Raw genomic sequence first — 19805 nt, 5'->3', positions numbered from 1 at the left:
GCACCCCCGTGTCCGCAACCCTCTTATCCACCAGCGGACTTCTGATCAGCGCGCGGTGGCGGCGGAGCAGCCGCAGCACCGGAATGAACAACTGTGTGGAAGCCGCCGCCCTCCGCGGCGGTCTGTTGGCCGTCCGCGACTCCAAGCGGACGGACGGCCCGGCCGTGCTCTTCACCGGGCCGGCCTGGGACGGCTTCCTCACCTGTGTACGGGCGGACGCGCTCCCCTAGCCGTGTCGTAGGAAGCCAGTCCCGCCTACCGGTCCGTGGCTCCGGCCGGAGCGGTCCGCAGGATCGTCTTGACGGCCCGATCGATCTCGTCCCCCGTGAGATCGGCCCGGGCGGTCAGCCGCAGCCGGGAAATGCCGTCCGGCACCGACGGCGGCCGGAAGCACCCCACGGACAGACCTGCCTCGCGGCAGTCGGCGGCCCAGCGCAGTGCCGCCGAAGCCGACGGGGCCCGTACCGACACCACGGCCGCGTCCGGCCGGGCCGCGGTCAGGCCGGACGCGGTGAGCCGTCCGTACAGTTCGGCGGCCACCTCGCGGGCCAGGCCGGCCCGCTCCGGTTCCCGCCCGAGCAGGCGCAGGCTCGCCAGCGCCGCTCCGGCGGCGGCCGGGGCCAGCCCGGTGTCGAAGATGAAGGTCCGGGCCGTGTTGACCAGGTGCCGGATCACCTTGGCCGGGCCGAGCACGGCGCCGCCCTGACTGCCCAGCGACTTCGACAGGGTCAGCGTGGCGACCACCCCGGGCGCGCCCGCGAGCCCGGCCGCGTGCAGCGCGCCGCGCCCGCCCGCGCCCAGGACGCCCAGCCCGTGCGCGTCGTCCACGACCAGGGCCGCGCCTTCGTCCCGGCAGGCCGCGGCGTACCCGGCGAGCGGGGCGGCGTCCCCGTCCACGGAGAACACCGAGTCGCTCACCAGCAGGGCCCGGCCCGAGTGCGCGGCCAGGGTCTTGCGCGCCCCGTCCACGTCGGCGTGCGGGATCACCGCGGTCTCGGCGCGCGAGAGCCTGCAGCCGTCGACGATCGAGGCGTGGTTCCCGGCGTCGGAGACGACCAGCGTGCCCCGGTCGCTGAGGGCGGTCACGGCGGCGAGGTTGGCGGCGTATCCCGAGGAGAGCACCAGCGCGGCCTCGAAACCGCAGAAGTCGGCGAGTTCCCGCTCCAGCTCGGCGTGCAGCTCGGTCGTGCCGGTGACCAGGCGCGATCCGGTGGCTCCGGCGCCCCAGCGCTCGGCGGCGTCCCGGGCGCCCCGGACCGTCTCGGGGTGCCGGGACAGGCCGAGGTAGTCGTTGCTCGCGAGGTCCAGCAGCGGCGAGGAGGCCGGCCGGGGACGCAGCGTCCGCACCAGCCCCGCCTCTTCGCGCGCCCGCTCGGCGTCGTCGATCCAGGCGAAGACGTCCAAGGCCGGACCGGGCCCGGCGGCCGCGGCGTCGGGGGTGTGCTGGGGCATCGGCGGGGTCCTCGCGTTTTGTCGGCTGTCCACAGAGCTGCGACCGACCCTAGTGGGCGTGACCTCTGTGTCAGGTGTGGTGATACACACACTCCAATCAGGCCATGTTGTCCGATCTCTCCTTGGCCGGGAGTGGTCGTGTGGTCCAGGATTCGGACCATGGACCTGCTGAACACCCTGGTGGACAAGGGACTGCGGCGTGAGCTGCCGACCCGCGAAGAGGCGCTGGCCGTACTGGCGACCTCGGACGACGAACTGCTCGACGTTGTGGCCGCGGCCGGCAAGGTGCGCCGCCAGTGGTTCGGACGTCGGGTCAAGCTGAACTACCTCGTCAACCTGAAATCCGGCCTCTGCCCGGAGGACTGCTCCTACTGTTCCCAGCGCCTGGGATCGAAGGCGGAGATCCTCAAGTACACGTGGCTGAAGCCCGAGGAGGCCACCCAGGCCGCCGCGGCCGGGGTCGCGGGCGGGGCCAAGCGGGTCTGCCTGGTGGCGAGCGGGCGCGGTCCGACGGACCGCGACGTGGACCGGGTCGGCAAGACCATCGAGGCCATCAAGGAGGGCAACGAGGGCATCGAGGTCTGCGCGTGCCTCGGCCTGCTCTCGGACGGCCAGGCGGAGCGGCTGCGCGACGCGGGCGCGGACGCGTACAACCACAACCTCAACACCTCCGAGGCGACGTACGGGGACATCACCAAGACCCACACGTACGCCGACCGCGTCGACACCGTGCAGAAGGCGCACGCCGCCGGCCTGTCGGCCTGCTCGGGCCTGATCGCGGGCATGGGCGAGAGCGACGAGGACCTGATCGACGTCGTCTACGCGCTGCGCGAGCTCGACGCCGACTCGGTGCCGGTCAACTTCCTGATCCCCTTCGAGGGCACCCCGCTCGCCAAGGAGTGGAACCTCACCCCGCAGCGCGCGCTGCGGATCCTCGCGATGGTCCGCTTCGTCTGCCCCGACGTGGAGGTCCGGATCGCGGGCGGCCGCGAGGTGCACCTGCGCACGATGCAGCCGCTGGCGCTGCATCTGGCCAACTCGATCTTCCTCGGCGACTACCTCACCAGCGAGGGCCAGGCCGGCCAGGCCGACCTCGACATGATCGCCGACGCCGGCTTCGAGGTGGAGGGCGCCGGTACGACGACCCTCCCCGCGCACCGCTCCGAGGCGACGGCCGCGGCGGCGCCCGCGGGCGGGGTCTGCGGTTCCGCGGCCGGCGCGGCCGCCCCGGCCGGGGCGGGCTGCGGTTCGGCGTGCGGAGGCTGCTCGGGCCACGAGGCGGTCCCCGCCCAGGCGGACGCGGGCGAGGTGCGCTCGGACCTGGTGGCGGTGCGCCGACGCGGGGCGGGAACGGACATCGCACCGAATGCCTGATCAGACCCAGGCGTACGACGCGCTGCCGGCCTCCGCACTGCTCGCGCTGGACCGGCAGCACGTCTGGCACCCGTACGGCCCGATGCCCGGGAAGCAGGAGCCGCTGATCGTCGCCTCGGCCTCGGGGGTGCGGCTGCGGCTGGCCGAGCCGGCCGAGGGCCGGGACGAGCTGGTCGACGGCATGTCGTCCTGGTGGTCGGCGATCCACGGCTACAACCACCCGGTGCTGAACGAGGCCACGACCGACCAGCTCGGCCGGATGTCACACGTCATGTTCGGCGGGCTCACCCACGAGCCCGCCGTCCGGCTGGCCGCGAAGCTCGTCGAGATCAGCCCGGCCGGCCTGGAGCACGTCTTCCTCGCCGACTCCGGCTCGGTCGCGGTCGAGGTCGCGGTGAAGATGTGCCTCCAGTACTGGCGCTCCATCGGCCGCCCCGGCAAGACGCGGCTGCTGACCTGGCGCGGCGGCTACCACGGGGACACCTGGCAGCCGATGGCCGTCTGCGACCCCGAGGGCGGCATGCACGAACTCTGGTCGGGAGCCCTCCCGCGCCAGGTCTTCGCGGACGCCCCGCCCGGCGGCTTCGACACGCCCGTTGACCCGGCGTACGCCGACCACCTGCGCTCCATGATCTCCGCGCACGCGGACGAGCTGGCGGCCGTGATCGTGGAGCCGGTGGTGCAGGGCGCGGGCGGCATGCGCTTCCACAACCCCGGGTACCTGCGGGTGCTGCGCGAACTGTGCGAGGAGTACGGGGTCCTGCTCGTCCTGGACGAGATCGCCACGGGGTTCGGCCGCACCGGCGCCCTGTTCGCGGCGGACCACGCGGGGATCACCCCGGACGTGATGTGCGTCGGGAAGGCCCTGACCGGCGGCTACCTCACCCTTTCGGCGACGCTGTGCACGGCGCGGGTGGCCGACGGGATCTCCCGGGGCGAGGTCCCGGTCCTCGCCCACGGGCCGACCTTCATGGGCAACCCGCTGGCCACGGCGGTGGCGTCGGCCTCGATCGACCTGCTGCTCGGCCAGGACTGGCAGCGCGAGGTCAAGCGCATCGAGGCGGGCCTGCGGGAGGGCCTGGCCCCGGCCGCGGAACTGCCCGGTGTTCGAGATGTCCGGGTGCTGGGCGCGATCGGCGTCGTCCAGCTGGACCACCCGGTCGACGTGGCGGCCGCCACCCGGGCGGCGGTCCGCGAGGGCGTCTGGGTGCGCCCGTTCCGGGACCTGATCTACACCATGCCGCCGTTCGTCACGGGCGACGCCGACGTCGCCCGTATCTGCCGCGCGGTGTGCGCCGCGGCGAAGGAGGGCTGACATGCCGGTCGTCTTCATATCCGGCACGGGCACGGAGATCGGCAAGACGGTGGTCACGTCCGCGATCGCGGCGTCCGCCGTGGCCGCCGGCCGCTCCGTCGCGGTCCTCAAGCCCGCCCAGACGGGCGTGGGGCCGACGGAGCCCGGGGACGCCGCGGAAGCGGTCCGGCTGGCCGGCGCGCAGGTGACGGCGGTGGAACTGGCCCGCTACCCGGAGCCGTTGGCCCCGGACACGGCGGCCCGGCGCTCCGGGCTGCCCACGCTCTCCCCCGCGCAGATCGCGCAGGCGGCGCGGCGGCTCTCCCTGGACCACGAGCTGGTCCTGGTGGAGGGCGCCGGCGGGCTCCTCGTCCGCTTCGACGAGGCCGGCCACACGCTGGCCGACGCGGCCCGGCTGCTGGCGGCGCCGGTACTGGTCGTCACCCCGCCGGCCCTCGGCACGCTCAACTCCACGACCCTCACGGCCGAGGCCCTGCGGGCGCGCGAGCTGGCGGCGCTGGGCGTCGTGATCGGCAGCTGGCCGGCCGACCCGGACCTGGCCTGCCGCTGCAACCTGGCCGACCTCCCCGGCTCCTCGGGGCTGCCGCTGCTCGGCGCGGTCCCGGAGGGCTCGGGCACCCTGTCGCCCGCCGACTTCCGCGCCTCGGCCCCCTCCTGGCTGGCCCCTTCCCTGCACGGCACCTGGTCCCCGGAGGCCTTCGCCGCCGCCTGGCCGGCCTGACCGGCGGGGCGGCGTCCCTCGTGGCCACGGCGATCGTGACCGTCACGCCGGCGTTCGTCGGGTACCTGGCGACGTACCTCAACGGGCTGCGGCTGGCGCAGCGCCAGGCCCAACATCCGGGCGATGCGCGACGTGGTGGTCACCAAGGCCGATCTCCTCATCGAGGAGGAGATGCCGCCGGCCCTGCTCCAGCTCTGCGCGCACGTCTCCGGCTACGAGATCACCGCCGCGCGGTGGGCCCAGGGCGACTACGCCGAGCACCTGTCCGTCATGCCGTTCCCTGGGCGGGAGCTGATGGAGTACACCCGCGACCGCTTCACCCGTCTGAAGAGCGAGCAGTCGGCCCTGCTGGGACGCGGGTCGGGGCGCGGGACGGGTCGGGGCGTGGGACGGGTCGAGGTGCGGCGCTCGGAGCGGGGCTCGGATCGAGGCTCAGGGCGGGGCTCGGGGCGGGCCGCCGCTCCGGCCCCGCGCGGTAGCCGCCGCGGAGCCCGGCGCGTTCCCGGGATGAGGCGGCCGCCGGCGGGGGAACATGGCGGTATGCGCCCGTCCGCATGAGGAGGAGTCGCCGTGCCCCGTCGCAGCCGCCCGCCGCAGGATCCGGTTCACCATCCCCTGTTCGCCCGTTTCTACGCTCGCATGAGCGTGCAGGCCGACGCGCGCGCCGGGGTCGGCAGACTCCGCGAGGAGCTCCTGGCCGGGCTGAGCGGCCGGGTCATCGAGATCGGCGCGGGCAACGGCCTCAACTTCCCGCACTACCCCGGCGCCGTGTCCGAGGTCGTCGCGGTCGAACCGGAGCGCCTGCTGCGCCGGCACGCCGTGGAGGCGGGGCTGCGCGTCGAGGTGCCCGTCGACGTGGTGCCGGGCGTGGCCGAGGCCCTGCCGGTCAAGAGCGAGTCCTTCGACGGGGCGGTGGCCTGTCTCGTCCTGTGTTCGGTACGGGACCTGCCGCGCTCCCTCTCCGAGCTCCACCGCGTCCTGCGCCCGGGCTCGGAGCTGCGCTTCTTCGAGCACGGCCGCGCCCCCGGCCGGGGCATGGCCGCCGTCCAGCGGGTGCTGGACCGGACGGTGTGGCCGCGGCTGTGCGGAGGCTGCCACACCGCGCGGGAGCCGCTGGCCGCGATCGAGGAGGCCGGGTTCGAGATCACGGCCGTGCGCGGCGTCCGGGTCCCGGAGGGCGGACCCGCGCTGCCGTCCTCGTACTGCGTGATCGGCGCGGCCCGCCGGCGCCCGGACGCCGGGTAGTCACCCGGTCAGCGGCTTGACCCAGCGCGTCCAGTGGCCCTCGGGGTGGTAGCCGGCCGCGTCCCACGCCCCGTGGGCCCCCTCGTTGCGGTCGAGCACCATCGCGTCCGCGCGCCGTCCGCCCAGCTCCACGAAGCGCTCCTCGGCGGCGGCCAGCAGCGCGGACCCGATGCCCCGGCGCCGGTGGCCCGGGTGCACGGCGAGCCGGTAGAGGTGACAGCGCCAGCCGTCGAACCCGGCGATCACGGTGCCGACCAGCTCGCCGTCGCGGCGGGCGAGCAGCAGCGCCCGCGGGTCGCGGTCGTGGAGCCGCTCGACGCCGGCGAGATCGTCGCTGATGCTCGTACCCTCGGCGGCGGTCCGCCAGAATGCCAGGACGGCGGGCAGATCGGCCGCCGACGCAGGGCCGATGTGAAGATCGCTCATGCCCCGGATCCCATCATCCGGGTCCGCTCCGCCAGAAGGACGATCCGACGCCTTTGCCCGTCCTTTACCATGTGAGCAGCTGTTCGACCCGTTCCCCTCGATCGAAAGGTGTGAGCGTCCGCCCATGGGCGAGCCTCCCAGTACCCGACACCGCCGCAGCCGACATCGCGCGCTCCCCCTCCGCCTGACTGATCATGGGACGGAGGTGACCGACCGATGACCGAAGTGCTCCTGCTCGTCGTGGCGCTGCTGCTCTGCCTTGCCTGCGGAGTCTTCGTCGCGGCGGAGTTCTCGCTGACCACCGTCGAGCGCAGCGAGCTCGAAGGCGCCGTCGAGCGCGGCGAGCGGGGCGCGGAGAGCGCCCTGACCGCCGTCCGCAGCCTGACGTTCCAGCTGTCCGGCGCCCAGCTCGGCATCACCGTGACCGGCCTGGTCATCGGCATGATCTCCAAGCCCTCGATCGCCGCCCTGCTACAGGGTCCGTTCGAGTCCATGGGGCTGTCGGCCGGCGCCGCCTCCTCCACCGCCCTGGTCCTGGGCACCGCGCTGTCGACCGTCGTCCTGATGGTCGTGGGCGAGCTGGTGCCGAAGAACTGGGCCATCTCCTCGCCGCTGGCCATCGCCAAGCGCGTGGCCACCATGCAGCGGATCTTCAGCCGCACCTTCAGGCCGCTCATCGGGCACCTGAACACCACCGCGAACCACACGGTGCGCCGCTTCGGCCTGGAGCCGGCCGAGGAGCTGGCCTCCGCGCGCAGCCCGCAGGAGCTGGTGGCGCTGGCGCGGCACTCCGCCAAGGCGGGCGCTCTGGAGAAGGACACCGCCGAGCTGTTCGTGCGGACCCTGAACCTGGCCGACCTGACTGCGGAGAACGTGATGACCCCGCGCGTCCAGGTGACCGCCCTCGACGTCCAGACCACCGCCGAGGACGTGGCGAACGCGACGCTGGCCACCGGCCTGTCGCGCTTCCCCGTCTACCGGTCCAACCTCGACACCGTGGTGGGCACCGTCCACATCAAGGACGTACTGGCCCTGCCGGCCGAGGAGCGGCACCGCACATCCGTCTCACAGCTGCTGCGCCCGCCCCTCCTCGTACCGGAGTCGCTGACCGTGGACCGGCTGCTGGACCGGCTGTCCGGCAAGCAGACGATGGCCGTGGTGATCGACGAGTACGGCGGCACCGCCGGTGTCGTCACCCTGGAGGACATCGTCGAGGAGGTCGTGGGCGAGGTCCGCGACGAGCACGACCCGCACGAGACCCCGGACCTGGCCCCGGCCGGTACGGACGCCTCCGGGCGCGCGCTCTACTCCGCCGACGGCGCCGCGCGCACCGATCAGCTGCAACGGATCGGGCTGCGGGTGCCGGACGGGCCGTACGAGACGCTGGCCGGGCTGATAGCGACCGAGCTGGGCCGGATCCCGGCAGTCGGCGACAGCCTGGAGCTGGACGGCTGGCGGCTGGACGTGGTGGACGCCAGCGGGCGCCGGGCCGCGCGGGTGCTGCTGCACGAGCCGGTCGAGCCCACCGGCGACGACGGTGCGGAGGGGACCCGATGACCGCGATCCAGTTGCTGATCGGCCTGGCGACCCTGGTCGTCAACGCCTTCTTCGTCGGCGCGGAGTTCGCGCTGATCTCGGTGCGGCGCAGCCAGATCGAGCCGTACGCCGAGCAGGGCGACCGGCGCGCCCGCGCCGTGCTGTGGGGCCTGGAGCACGTGTCGGCGCTGATGGCGGCGGCGCAGCTGGGCATCACGCTGTGCACCCTGGTGCTGGGTGTGGTGGCCGAGCCGGCCATCGCTCACCTGCTGACCCCGCTGCTGGACGCCGTCGGGGTGCCGGGCGGGGTGACGCACGCGATCTCCTTCGTGGTGGCGCTGGCGCTGGCCACGTACCTGCACATGCTCTTCGGCGAGATGGTGCCGAAGAACGTGGCGCTGGCGGAGCCGGTGCGCACCGCTCTGCTGCTGGGGCCGCCGCTGGTGACCCTGACCCGGGCGCTGCGGCCGGTGATCTTCGCCATCAACGCGTTCGCCAACGCCCTGCTGCGGCTCCTGCGCGTCGAGGTCAAGGACGAGGTCTCGGCCACCTTCTCCGACGACGAGCTGGCCCGGATCGTCAAGGACTCCTCCGCCGCGGGACTGCTCGACGACCGGGCGCGCGAGCGGCTGTACGACGCCCTGGAACTGGGGCGGCGGCCGGTCACCGATGTGGTGCTGCCCGCGGACCGGGTGGTCTCGGCGCGGGTCGGCATCACCCCGGCCGGGCTGGAGCGGCTGTCCGCCGAGTCGGGGTACTCCCGCTTCCCCGTGATCGACGCGGAGCAGCGGATCCTCGGCTACCTGCACGTCAAGGACGCCCTGGACGCGGACGCGACGGAGCGGGACGAGCCGTTCCCGGTGCCCACGCTGCGGCCGATCGCCCAGGTACGGGCGGAGACCCCGCTGGACGACGTGCTGACCGCGATGCGGCGCAGCCGTACGCATCTGGCGGCGGTGCTCGGGGCGGACGGCGCCATGACGGGCCTGGTGACGATGGAGGACGTGCTGCGCGAGCTGTTCGACAGGCCCGCGTCCATGTAACCGTCTCGCGGTCATCGCCTGCACCGGATCGGCACAGGTCAGCGCGCTGGTGCCGCCACTCCGTCCACGGGGTGGCGGTACCGCGCGGTAACATCTCTCCCGCCATGGAGATGAATGCGCGTTACACCAGTTTCGTCGCGGTCGGCGACTCCTTCACCGAAGGCATGTCCGACGCGCTGCCCGACGGCTCCTACCGGGGCTGGGCCGATCTGCTCGCCGCCCGGCTGGCCGCGCGCGAACCGGGCTTCCGGTACGCGAACCTCGCGGTCCGCGGGAAGCTGATCGGGCAGATCGCCGAGGAGCAGGCCCCGACGGCGGCGGCCATGGGCGCCGACCTGGTCACCCTGGTCGGCGGCCTCAACGACGCCCTGCGGCCCAAGGTCGACATGGGCCGGGTGCGCGCGCACCTGGAGGAGTCCGTGGCCCTCCTCGCCCCGTCCTGCCGGCAGCTGGTCCTGATGCGCTCCCCCGGGCGCAACGGTCCGGTGATGGACCGGTTCCGGCCGCGCATGGAGGAGCTGTTCGCCGTCATCGGGGAGCTCGCCGACCGGCACGGCGCCCTCGTCGTGGACCTGTACGGGGTTCCCGCGCTCGCGGACCCCCGCATGTGGGACGTGGACCGGCTGCACCTGACGCCCGAGGGCCACCGCCGCGTGGCGGAGGCGGTCTGGCAGACCCTGGGCCTGCCGCCCGAGGGGGACTGGCGCACCGAACTGGCCGCCGAGGCGGCGCCGGGCTGGGCCGCACGCCGCTCCCAGGACCTGAGCTTCGCCCGCCGGCACTTGCTGCCCTGGATAGGGCGCCGGCTGACCGGCCGCTCCAGCGGCGACGGGCTCCCGCCCAAGCGGCCGGAACTGCTGCCGTACGGGGACCGCGCCGCCGACCGGCTCTCGTAGCAAGCCACAATCCGGAGCATGGCCCCTACCTGCGTAAAGCCACAGCGGCGGCCCAAGTAGAATCACTCCACGTGACAGCCAAGCCCCGCATCCCCAATGTCCTGGCCGGCCGCTACGCCTCCGCGGAGCTCGCCGTCCTGTGGTCCCCCGAGTACAAGGTGACGCTGGAGCGGCGGCTGTGGCTCGCCGTCCTGCGTGCCCAGAAGGACCTCGGTATCGAGGTTCCGGACGCCGCCCTCGCCGACTACGAGCGCGTCCTGGAGACGGTCGACCTCGCCTCCATCGCCGAACGCGAGAAGGTCACCCGGCACGACGTGAAGGCCCGGATCGAGGAGTTCAACGCCCTCGCCGGCCACGAGCACGTCCACAAGGGCATGACCTCGCGCGACCTCACCGAGAACGTCGAGCAGCTCCAGATCCGGCTCTCCCTGGAGCTGGCCCGCGACCGCACGGTCGCCGTCCTCGCCCGCCTCGGCAAGCTGGCCGGCGAGCACGCCGAGCTGGTCATGGCCGGCCGCTCCCACAACGTCGCCGCGCAGGCGACCACCCTGGGCAAGCGCTTCGCCACCGCCGCCGACGAGCTGCTGGTCGCGTACGCGCGCCTGGAGGACCTGCTCGGCCGCTACCCGCTGCGCGGGATCAAGGGCCCCGTCGGCACCGCCCAGGACATGCTCGACCTGCTGGGCGGCGACGCCGCCAAGCTGGCCGACCTGGAGCAGCGGATCGCCGCCCACCTCGGCTTCGCCCAGGCCTTCACCTCCGTCGGCCAGGTCTACCCGCGCTCGCTCGACTACGACGTGGTCACCGCCCTGGTGCAGCTGGCCGCCGCCCCGTCCTCGATCGCCAAGACCATCCGCCTGATGGCCGGCCACGAGCTGGTCACCGAGGGCTTCAAGCCCGGCCAGGTCGGCTCGTCGGCGATGCCGCACAAGATGAACACCCGCTCCTGCGAGCGCGTGAACGGCCTGATGGTCATCCTGCGCGGCTACGCCTCGATGACCGGCGAGCTGGCGGGCGACCAGTGGAACGAGGGCGACGTCTCCTGCTCCGTGGTCCGCCGCGTGGCCCTGCCCGACGCGTTCTTCGCGTTCGACGGCCTGCTGGAGACCTTCCTGACGGTCCTCGACGAGTTCGGCGCCTTCCCGGCCGTCGTCGCGCGCGAGCTGGACCGCTACCTGCCATTCCTCGCCACCACCAAGGTGCTGATGGGCGCGGTGCGGGCCGGGGTGGGCCGCGAGGCCGCCCACGAGGTCATCAAGGAGCACGCGGTGGCCTCCGCGCTCGCCATGCGCGAGCAGGGCGCCGAGCGCAACGAGCTGCTGGACAAGCTGGCCGCCGACGAGCGGATGCCGCTCGACCGGGCCCAGCTCGACGCTCTGATGGCCGACAAGCTGTCCTTCACGGGCGCCGCGGGCGACCAGGTCGCGGCGGTGGTCTCCCGTATCGAGGCGATCGCCAAGCAGCACCCGGAGGCCGCCGGGTACGCGCCGGGGTCGATCCTCTGACCCCCGACGAGCTGAACGCCGCCCGCGACCGCGTCCTCCCGGACGTGGTCGCGGGCGGTCTGCGTGTGCTGTTCTGCGGGATCAACCCGGGTCTCCTCTCCGCCGCGACGGGCCACCACTTCGCCCGCCCCGGCAACCGTTTCTGGCCGGTGCTGCACCTGTCCGGCTTCACCCCGCGCCGGCTGGCCCCCGCCGAGCAGGAGGAGCTGCTGACCTACCGGCTCGGCATCACCAACGTGGTCGCCCGCGCCACCGCCCGGGCCGACGAGCTGAGCGCCGAGGAATTCCGCGAGGGCGGGCGCATCCTGACGGCGAAGGTGGAGCTCCTGCGCCCGCAGTGGCTGGCGGTGGTCGGCGTTACCGCCTACCGCACGGCATTCGGCGAGCGGAGGGCCCAGATCGGCCCCCAGGAGCGGATGATCGGCTCCACCCGCATCTGGGCCCTCCCCAACCCCAGCGGCCTCAACGCCCACTGGACCGCGGAGTCCATGGCCCAGGAGTACGCCCGCCTCCGGGCGGCCGCCGACCCCGCCCCCGGGGACTGACGACCCCGAGGGCCAGCGACCCCTACGGCGGATCGATCACCGTCACCGCCGCCATCAGCTGGGGCGAGTGGTCGGTTCCCCAGCGGGCCTCGTAGAGCGCGACCCAGCGGTCCCCGGCCCGCCACAGGTTCAGTTGCTCGGACGTGTCGCCGATCTCCCGCCAGGGCTGCGGCACTTCCTCGCCCGGCGGCCGCAGTGCGAGGCTGCCGAGACTGAAGGTGTCGGCCTCTCCCCAACGCTCCGCCAGCCTCAGGCTCAGCGCATCGAACTCGGCCGAGACCTGCTCCTCCTCCGCTATCCGGTCGGCCGCGTCCTCGTCCCCGTACCAGCGGCTGCCGCCCAGCTCGGCCAGGTGATAGCCGGGGCCGCTGGTGCCCACCTCGGACCGGCCCTGGACCTCGGGGAAATCACGCGTCCGGAGCCGGTCGATCGTGTCGAGATGCTCTGCCGTGGTCATACCGTCAGTATCCCGGGGGCCACTGACAACTGGCCCGGCGTCACGCGTTGCGCCGACGCACCGCCAGCCAGCCGCCGATGACCGCGAGCGCCGCCCACAGGGTGAGCACACCGAGACCCTGCCAGTGGCCTACGACACTGCCGGCCTCCGCCCGCATCATCATCTGGCCGGCCCGGTCCGGCAGGAACTCGGCCACGCCCTTGGCACCCGCGCCGATGACGAAGGACAGCATCAGCACGAACGGTATGAGGAGGCTCAGCACGGCCGTCGCGCTCCGCAGCACGGCCGTCAGGCCCGCCGCGAACAGGGCCATCAGCGTCAGGTACATCCCGCAGCCGAACACGGCCCGGAAGGTGCCCGGGGCTCCCAGCTCGATGGTGTAGGGCCCCATGAACGACTGGCCGGCCACGAACGTCGCCAACCCGGCGACCTGGCCCGCCACGAAGGCCAGTCCGCCCACCGTGGCGATCTTCGACAGGTAGAAACGGGCCCGGTTCGGGACCGCGACCAGCGAGGTGCGCAGGCCTCCGTCGTGGAACTCCGAAGAGAGAGCGGTCGCGCCGAAGGCCATGGCGGCTATCTGGCCGAAGGTGATCCCGTAGAAGGCCGCGAGGAGCGGATCGTCCCCCATGCTGCCTTCCTCGGCCTGGCCTATCGCCGCGGACGTCAGCGCCTGGATCCCGGCGGTGACGAACAAGATGGCGATCAGGGACCCGAACGTGCCGCGCAGGGACCGTATCTTGATCCATTCCGAGTGCAGGACGGGCCTGGTGGGCAGGGCGGTGCTCATGGCGAAGCCTCCTGGGTGGAGAGGGACGGGGGAATGTCAGCGGGTGGCGGCGAACTGGGCGTGATCGGCCGTGAGATCCAGGTAGGCCTGCTCCAGCGAGGCGCGCTCGTCGGAGAGTTCCAGCATCGGGATGCCTTCACGGGCCGCCAGGGCGCCGAGCTGCTCGGCCTGTATGCCCTCGACGGTCCAGCGCCCGTCATCGGCGGTGACCATCTCGAAGTCGTCCCGGGCGAGGGCGGCCCTGAGCCGGATCGGATCCGAGGTCCGCAGCCGCACTCTCGGGGTGCTGCGGGCGTCGATGAACGCCTTCATCGAGGTGTCGGCCAGCAGCCGCCCCTGGCCGAGCACGACCAGGTGGTCGGCGAACGCGGCCGTCTCGGACATCAGGTGACTGGAGACCAGGACCGTGCGCCCCTCGGCGGCGAGCGTGCGCATCAGCTCGCGGATCCAGATGATGCCCTCGGGGTCGAGCCCGTTCGTCGGCTCGTCCAGCAGCAGCACCCCCGGGTCGCCCAGCAGCGCGGCCGCTATGCCGAGGCGCTGGCGCATCCCGAGCGAGAAGGTCTTGATCCGCCGCTTGGCCGCCGAGGCGATCCCGGCCTGTTCCAGGACCTCCTCCACCCTGCTCATCGGGATGCGGTTCGCGGCGGCGAGGAAGCGGAGGTGGTCCCGGGCGGTGCGACCGCCGTGGGCCGCCTGTGCGTCCAGGAGCGCGCCGACCCGGTGGAGCGGGTCGGGGAAGTCGGTGAACCGCTGCCCGCCGATGGTGGCCGTACCGGACGTGGCCCGGTCCAGACCCAGCAGCAGGCGCATCGTGGTGGACTTGCCGGCGCCGTTGGGGCCCAGGAAGCCGGTGACCCGTCCGGGCAGAACGTCGAAGGTGAGGTGGTCCACGGCCCGGGTACGGCCGTATTCCTTGGTCAGTTCTCGGATCTCGATGCTGTTCATGGCTCAAGACTCGCCGCCGGCCCCCTCCCCCTCCCTCCCCCACGCGGGGGTAGCGTCTCCCCCACGTGGGGGAGACGGCCGTGACCTGCACCCTGTCACGATGAGTGCATGTACCGACTGCTCCGCGCCCCGTTCCAACCAGTGACCTACTCACGCTGGTTGCACCTTTGCGTGCCCATCCTGATGCTGGCCGTCTGGATGTTCATAGAGCCCGAGGCGCCGTGGGTACCGCTGCTCGTCGTCATTCCGCTGGGGCTGGTTCCGTGGGTGCGGCTCGCCGAGGGGCTGCAGGCGCGGTTCCTGCTCACCCCGCACGACTGGGACGGGGCCGAGAGCACCATCAGTACGGCCCCGTCGGCGCGTTGGAGCGACCGGTGGCGGACGCTGCTGTGGCTGGAGGTCCGGTGCGTGGTCTCGCTCGCCGCCATGTTCCCCACGGTGTGGCTGCCGTTCATGACCGTCGAGCTGGTGGCGATCGCGTCCGGGCATCCACTGGCAGCGGATCACATGCTGCCGTTCTACCCGCCGCGCTGGGCCGCCGCACTGCTCGTGCCGGTGCCGCCGGTCCTGCTCATCTGCATAGTGGCGTTGCTCGGTGACCTGATCACCGCGATCGCCAAGCGGCTGCTGGGACCTTCGGCGGCCGAGCGTCTCACCGCGCTGGAGGCACGCACCGAGCAGCTGCTGGAGCGGACCAGGATCGCGCGCGAGCTACACGACTCCATCGGGCACGCGCTGACGGTGGCGGTGGTGCAGGCGGGCGCCGCCCGCGCCGCCGGCGACCCGGAGTTCACCGAGCGGGCGCTCAGCGCGATCGAGGAGACGGGCCGGGCCGCGCTGGAGGATCTGGAGCGGGTGCTGATGGTGCTGCGCGAGTCCGGGCAGTCGCCCTCCCAGCGGCCGACGCTGGTGGAGGCGGACCGGCTCTTCGAGTCGGCCCGCGCCTCCGGGGCCACGGTGGACGCGCAACTGACGGGTCCGCTGGAGAAGTTGCCCGGGCCCGTCACCCGGGAGGGGTACCGGATCCTTCAGGAGGCGCTCACCAATGTGCTGCGGCACTGCGGTCCCGTGTCCGTCCGGGTGAGGATCGAGATGAGCGAGCGCCGGCTGGCGATGGAGGTGTCGAATCCGCTGCCGGAGCGACCCTCCGTGATGTCGGGTAGCGGGAGCGGGCTGCGCGGGATACGGGAGCGCGCCGGCCTGTTGGGCGGGGAGGCCGAGACCGGTCCACACGAGGGCAGTTGGAGGGTGCGCGTCCGGCTTCCGCTGGAGCGAATACGCTGACCGGATGCCGGTTACCGTACTGCTCGTCGATGATGAACCCCTGGTGCGCGCGGGTCTGCGCGCCGTCCTGGACGCCCAGCCCGACATCGAGGTGGTGGGTGAGGCCGCGGACGGGGCCTCCGTGGTCCCGCTCGTGCGGCAGTTGCGTCCGGACGTGGTGGCGATGGACGTGCGGATGCCGTTGCTCGACGGGATCGAGGCGACGCGGGCGGTGCTGCGGACGGTGGACTGCCCGCCGAAGATCCTCGTGGTGACGACCTTCGAGAACGACGAGTACGTCTACGAGGCGCTGCGGGCGGGGGCGGACGGCTTCCTGCTGAAGCGCTCCCGTCCCTCGGAGATCGTGCACGCGGTACGGCTGGTCGCGGAGGGCGAGACCCTGCTCTTCCCCGCCGCGGTGCGGGCCCTGGCCGCGGAGTACGGGAACCGCAAGGCGCGGGTGCTGCTGGAGCGGGCCGCGCTGACCGAGCGGGAGGAGGCCGTGCTGCGGCTGATGGCGCGGGGGCTGACCAATGTGGAGATCGCCGGCGAGCTGATCGTCGGCACGGAGACGGTGAAGTCCCATGTCAGCGCGATTCTGGCGAAGCTGGGGGCGCGGGACCGGACCCAGGCGGTCATCATGGCGTACGAGTCCGGATTCGTCTCCCCCTCCTGAAGGAGCGACCGGTTCCGGCCGATGGGGGGCCGCTTCTCGCCCCCGCACCAGCGGCGCAGTACGATCCGGCTGACAAGCTCGCTAGCTGGGAGGACACACGTTGGGGCAGCTGACCGGCGGGGATCCCTCTCTGCTCCGGCGGATCAATTCCGCCGTCGTACTGCGGGCACTGCGTGCGGCCGGATCGCCGACCCTCACGGACCTGACACGGGTGACCGGGCTTTCCCGGCCGACCGTCGAAGGTGTGGTGGAAGGGCTGATCGGGACCGGGCTCGTCGTCGAGGCCGACGCGGAGGAAGGCGCGCGGCGGCAGGGGCGGCCGGCCAGGAGGTTCCGCTTCCGTACCGAGGCGGGTCATCTGCTGGGCATAGAGATCGGCTCGCACCGCATCGCGGTGTTGCTGTCCGGGCTGGACGGGCGGGTGATCGGCGCCGGTACCAAGGAGGTCGCCGAGGACGCGTCGGCCGATGAGCGGCTGGAGCGGGTGCGGGCGGCGGTGGCCGACCTGCTGCGCCGGGCCGGGGTCCCCCGGGACTCCCTGCGGGCGGTCGGGGTCGGCAGCCCGGGGATCGTGGAGGCGGACGGCACCGTCCGCCTCGGCACCGCGCTGCCCGGCTGGACCGGGCTGCCGCTCGGGGAACGGCTGCGGCGTTCGTTCCGCTGCCCGGTACAGGTGGAGAACGACGCGAACGCGGCGGCGGTCGCCGAGCACTGGAAGGGCGCGGCGCGGGACACCGGCGACATGGTCTTCGTGATGGCGGGCCTGAGTCCGGGGGCCGGCTCGCTGATCGGCGGCCGGCTGCACCGGGGCTTCGGCGGGGCGGCCGGCGAGATCGGCGCGCTGCACCTGCTGGGACGCGAGGTCACGCCCGAGCGGCTGCTGTCGACGACCGGCGAACCACTGCACCCGCTGGACGAGCAGGCCGTCGCCGAGGTCTTCGCCATGGCCAAGCGCGGCGACGAGCGTGCGGTGGCCGCCGTGGAGCGGTTCATCCAGCGCCTGGTGCACGACGTCGCGGCGCTGGTCCTGGCCATGGATCCGGAGCTGGTGGTGGTCGGCGGCTGGGCGGCCGGCCTGGACGGGGTCCTGGACCCCTTGCGCCAGGAACTGGAGCGGTACTGCCTGCGCCCGCCGCGGGTGGCGCAGTCCCTGCTCGGCGAGGCCGCGGTGGCGACCGGGGCGTTGCGGCTGGCGCTGGATCACGTGGAGGAAGAATTGTTCGCGGTGGAGAAGACGGTCACCGCCAGCCGCTGACCAGCGGGCCGACCGACGGGCGGACCGGCCGACAGGCGGACCGGCCGACAGGCCGACAGGCCGACAGGCCGACAGGCCGACAGGCCGACAGGCCGACAGGCCGACAGGCCGACAGGCGGACCGGCGGACCGGCCCGTGGCTTCACCGCGATCCGGCCTTCGGGATTCCCCGTACCCGTCGTCGGCCACGCTGCTGACGGCCCGTACGAGCCGACCGCTCCCGGGCTCCCGGCTCACCGGCCTGCGTGGTCGCCGCCCGGGGTGTCGACGCCCCCAGTCGACGGCGCCCGCGACAGCGGCGCGCCCGCGACAGCGGAAACGCCGCCGCACCGGGCCCGCGATGTGCGGGCGGCCGGTGCGGTACGGCGTCAGCGGGCGGGTCAGGAGGCGACGCGGGTTTCCGTGATCTCCACGCCCGAGTCGCCGAAGGTGAGCCGGCAGGTGTCGGCGCGATAGGTGGCGACCGAGACGGCGGCCGTCCCCGCAGCGGTGAAGTAGCGGGTGGTGACGAGCAGCACCGGGGCGCCCGGCAGCCGGTCGAGTTCCTTGGCGTCGTCAGCGCGGGCCGAGCCGAGTTCCACCGAGCGGTCCTGCCCGTCGAGGGCGAGCCGCTGGAGCTCGCGCAGGACGGCGCGGGCGCGCGCCGGACCGACCGGGGCGTCGATGGCGGAGAGGCCGGGCACGGAGGCGGCCGGCACGTACAGCAGCTCGGCGGCGACGGCCTGCCCCTGCGTGACGCGGGTCCGGCGCACGATGTGTACGGGCTGGTCGGCGGCGAACGCGGCGGTTCCCGTTCCGGTGGCGAGCAGCTTCAGGACGGCGGCGGTGGGCAGGGCCTCGGCGGCGTCCACGGCCTCCCAGCCGTCGGCGCTCTCGCCGGGCCAGCTGTGCTGGGCGCTGCCGACGGCGACGCCCACGCGCGGCGGGGCCACGGTGGTGCCGACGCCGCGCCGGCGCTGCAGACGGCCTTCGAGTTCCAGCTGCTCCAGGGCCTGGCGCAGGGTCGCACGGGCGACGCCGAAGCGGGCGGCGAGCTCACGCTCGTTCGGCAGGATCTCACCCACGGCGAAATCCTGGTCCAGCGCCTCGCTGAGCACGGTCTTGAGGTGCCAGTACTTCGGCTCCGGTACCGATTCGAGCTGCGTGGTCCCCACCCTGACTCCTCCTGCCATCGCTGCAATCGCCGTGTTCCAGCGGCAGTTCCGCGCCCTTGTTTATTAAAGGTTCCTGCACTATCCCTGCGACGATAAGACGGCGCAATCCCTTGGTCAAGACCAATCCTCATCCCTTTGCCGGGCAGATCGGGCATACGTATCAAGCCGTTCACGGGATGTTCTCGCTGTCCTCGAAGGCTTGTAGTCAAGGGCTACCGGGCGGTAATCATGGCTGTAGTCATTACTGACGGCCTGTCTCATACGCGTCCACCCGACGAGGAGCAGCATGACCGCCACGGTCTCCTTCACGATCGATTCGCCGCTGGGTCCCCGCACCACCACCGTCGCCTACGAGCGCAAGGGCGCCGGCGAACCGCTTCTTCTGCTGCACGGCATCGGCCACCACCTCCAGGCCTGGCAGCCGGTGACCGACATCCTGGCCGCCGAATACGACGTCATCGCCGTCGACCTGCCCGGCTTCGGGACCTCGGAGCCGCTGCCCGAGGGGGTTCCGTACGACCTGGCGACCGTCGCCCCGGCCCTCGGAGCCCTCGCCGCGGCGCTCGGCGTCGAGCGCCCGCACGTCGCCGGGAACTCCCTCGGCGGGCTGCTCGCGCTGGAGATGGGCCGGACCCGCCTGGCCCGCTCGGTCACCGCCCTGTCCCCCGCCGGGTTCTGGACGGAGGGGGAACGCCGGTACGCCTTCGCCACCCTCAGGGCGATGCGGGTCGGCGCCAAGGCGCTGCCCCTGCCCGCGCTGGAGCGGCTCTCGCGGAGCGCCGCCGGGCGTGCCGCGCTGACCGGCAGCATCTACGCCGCCCCGGCCCGCCGCGCGCCCGGGGCCGTGGTCGCCGAGACCCTGGCCCTGCGCGAGGCCACCGGGTTCGAGCAGACCCTGGCGGCCGGCGGGTCCGTACGGTTCACCGAGGACGTGCCCGGCCTGCCGGTGACGATCGCCTGGGGCAGCCGCGACCGGCTGCTGCTGCGCCGCCAGGGCGTCCGGGCCAAGCACACCATCCCGGGCGCCCGGCTGGTGCGGCTGCCGGGTTGTGGCCACGTACCCATGCACGACGACCCGGCGCTGGTCTCCCGCGTGATCCTGGACACGGCGCGGGCGGCGGCACGGGAGACGGCCCCGGCGACGGCCTAACAACCCCTAACGAAATGATCTTCGGGCTGGTTGGATGGCCCTGAAGAGCCTTGAT

Annotated in this window: 21 protein-coding genes; 15 read left to right on the top strand and 6 right to left on the bottom strand. The window is 73.1% G+C overall.

What is annotated here, in order from left to right; genetic code table 11:
- The first annotated feature begins 8 nt into the window (after positions 1 to 8).
- Positions 9 to 230, top strand: coding sequence for a DUF397 domain-containing protein (locus OG982_RS25960; RefSeq protein WP_266782636.1), 222 nt, complete (start codon positions 9 to 11; stop codon positions 228 to 230).
- A 25-nt stretch (positions 231 to 255) separates the two neighbouring features.
- Here OG982_RS25960 and OG982_RS25955 read toward each other — a convergent pair whose 3' ends face one another.
- The gene (locus tag OG982_RS25955) at positions 256 to 1452 is read right to left on the bottom strand and encodes an 8-amino-7-oxononanoate synthase (protein WP_266782638.1); all 1197 of its coding nucleotides are present in this window, start codon (positions 1450 to 1452) and stop codon (positions 256 to 258) included.
- A gap of 159 nt (positions 1453 to 1611) precedes the next feature.
- Here OG982_RS25955 and bioB point away from each other — a divergent pair, with 159 nt between their 5' ends.
- The 5 genes from bioB (at position 1612) to OG982_RS25930 (ending at position 6107) form a co-directional block, all read left to right on the top strand.
- Positions 1612 to 2826: a biotin synthase BioB gene (gene bioB, locus OG982_RS25950; protein ID WP_266782640.1), complete on the top strand. Its 1215-nt coding sequence runs from the start codon at positions 1612 to 1614 to the stop codon at positions 2824 to 2826.
- A complete protein-coding gene (locus tag OG982_RS25945; RefSeq protein WP_266782642.1) occupies positions 2819 to 4141 on the top strand; it encodes an adenosylmethionine--8-amino-7-oxononanoate transaminase in 1323 nt (440 codons plus the stop codon). Before bioB ends, OG982_RS25945 begins: the two co-directional genes overlap by 8 nt.
- A gap of 1 nt (position 4142) precedes the next feature.
- Positions 4143 to 4862: a dethiobiotin synthase gene (bioD, locus tag OG982_RS25940; protein WP_266782644.1), complete on the top strand. Its 720-nt coding sequence runs from the start codon at positions 4143 to 4145 to the stop codon at positions 4860 to 4862.
- Positions 4863 to 4985: 123 nt separating this feature from the next.
- Positions 4986 to 5420, top strand: a complete 435-nt coding sequence (locus OG982_RS25935) for a hypothetical protein (protein WP_266782646.1) — start codon at positions 4986 to 4988, stop codon at positions 5418 to 5420.
- Between the two features lie 12 nt (positions 5421 to 5432).
- The gene (locus OG982_RS25930; RefSeq protein WP_266782648.1) at positions 5433 to 6107 is read left to right on the top strand and encodes a class I SAM-dependent methyltransferase; all 675 of its coding nucleotides are present in this window, start codon (positions 5433 to 5435) and stop codon (positions 6105 to 6107) included.
- Here the strand turns inward: OG982_RS25930 and OG982_RS25925 are convergent, their stop codons facing one another.
- A complete protein-coding gene (locus OG982_RS25925; protein ID WP_266782650.1) occupies positions 6108 to 6533 on the bottom strand; it encodes a GNAT family N-acetyltransferase in 426 nt (141 codons plus the stop codon). It lies immediately after the preceding gene.
- A gap of 216 nt (positions 6534 to 6749) precedes the next feature.
- On the opposite strand from OG982_RS25925, the gene OG982_RS25920 reads away from it, so the two are divergent.
- From OG982_RS25920 to mug, 5 genes are all read left to right on the top strand, one after another.
- Positions 6750 to 8090, top strand: coding sequence for a hemolysin family protein (locus tag OG982_RS25920; RefSeq protein ID WP_266782652.1), 1341 nt, complete (start codon positions 6750 to 6752; stop codon positions 8088 to 8090).
- A complete protein-coding gene (locus OG982_RS25915; RefSeq protein WP_266782654.1) occupies positions 8087 to 9112 on the top strand; it encodes a hemolysin family protein in 1026 nt (341 codons plus the stop codon). The genes OG982_RS25920 and OG982_RS25915 overlap by 4 nt, the downstream gene beginning before the upstream one ends.
- Before the next feature lie 104 nt (positions 9113 to 9216).
- Complete coding sequence (locus OG982_RS25910; RefSeq protein ID WP_266782656.1) at positions 9217 to 10008, top strand: SGNH/GDSL hydrolase family protein; 792 nt, start codon at positions 9217 to 9219, stop codon at positions 10006 to 10008.
- A gap of 71 nt (positions 10009 to 10079) precedes the next feature.
- On the top strand, positions 10080 to 11513 hold the full coding sequence (gene purB / locus OG982_RS25905; RefSeq protein WP_266782658.1) for an adenylosuccinate lyase: 1434 nt from the start codon (positions 10080 to 10082) through the stop codon (positions 11511 to 11513).
- Positions 11510 to 12058, top strand: a complete 549-nt coding sequence (mug, locus tag OG982_RS25900; protein ID WP_266791696.1) for a G/U mismatch-specific DNA glycosylase — start codon at positions 11510 to 11512, stop codon at positions 12056 to 12058. The genes purB and mug overlap by 4 nt, the downstream gene beginning before the upstream one ends.
- Positions 12059 to 12080: 22 nt before the next feature.
- On the opposite strand, the gene OG982_RS25895 is transcribed toward mug, so the two are convergent.
- From OG982_RS25895 to OG982_RS25885, 3 genes are read right to left on the bottom strand one after another with little or no spacing between them, the layout of a single operon-like run.
- Complete coding sequence (locus tag OG982_RS25895; RefSeq protein ID WP_266782660.1) at positions 12081 to 12515, bottom strand: hypothetical protein; 435 nt, start codon at positions 12513 to 12515, stop codon at positions 12081 to 12083.
- Between the two features lie 40 nt (positions 12516 to 12555).
- The gene (locus tag OG982_RS25890) at positions 12556 to 13305 is read right to left on the bottom strand and encodes an ABC transporter permease subunit (protein ID WP_266782662.1); all 750 of its coding nucleotides are present in this window, start codon (positions 13303 to 13305) and stop codon (positions 12556 to 12558) included.
- Positions 13306 to 13341: 36 nt separating this feature from the next.
- Positions 13342 to 14253 carry an ABC transporter ATP-binding protein gene (locus OG982_RS25885; protein ID WP_266782664.1) on the bottom strand — a complete coding sequence of 304 codons (912 nt, stop codon included), beginning with the start codon at positions 14251 to 14253 and terminating at the stop codon, positions 13342 to 13344.
- Between the two features lie 108 nt (positions 14254 to 14361).
- Between OG982_RS25885 and OG982_RS25880 the strand changes: the two genes are divergently transcribed.
- The 3 genes from OG982_RS25880 (at position 14362) to OG982_RS25870 (ending at position 17447) form a co-directional block, all read left to right on the top strand.
- The gene (locus OG982_RS25880; protein ID WP_266782666.1) at positions 14362 to 15537 is read left to right on the top strand and encodes a sensor histidine kinase; all 1176 of its coding nucleotides are present in this window, start codon (positions 14362 to 14364) and stop codon (positions 15535 to 15537) included.
- A 4-nt stretch (positions 15538 to 15541) separates the two neighbouring features.
- A complete protein-coding gene (locus OG982_RS25875) occupies positions 15542 to 16192 on the top strand; it encodes a response regulator transcription factor (RefSeq protein ID WP_266782668.1) in 651 nt (216 codons plus the stop codon).
- Between the two features lie 100 nt (positions 16193 to 16292).
- Entirely contained in the window at positions 16293 to 17447 is a 1155-nt protein-coding gene (locus tag OG982_RS25870) for an ROK family transcriptional regulator (protein ID WP_266782670.1), read from the top strand.
- Between the two features lie 379 nt (positions 17448 to 17826).
- Here OG982_RS25870 and OG982_RS25865 read toward each other — a convergent pair whose 3' ends face one another.
- Positions 17827 to 18600 (bottom strand): GntR family transcriptional regulator, encoded by a 774-nt coding sequence (locus tag OG982_RS25865; protein ID WP_266782672.1) that lies wholly within the window; start codon positions 18598 to 18600, stop codon positions 17827 to 17829.
- Between the two features lie 286 nt (positions 18601 to 18886).
- Here OG982_RS25865 and OG982_RS25860 point away from each other — a divergent pair, with 286 nt between their 5' ends.
- A complete protein-coding gene (locus OG982_RS25860; RefSeq protein WP_266782674.1) occupies positions 18887 to 19750 on the top strand; it encodes an alpha/beta fold hydrolase in 864 nt (287 codons plus the stop codon).
- Positions 19751 to 19805: the final 55 nt, after the last annotated feature.

This window comes from Streptomyces sp. NBC_01551, from assembly GCF_026339935.1.
Lineage (GTDB): Bacteria > Actinomycetota > Actinomycetes > Streptomycetales > Streptomycetaceae > Streptomyces.
This window is presented reverse-complemented; position numbering and strand designations above follow the sequence as displayed.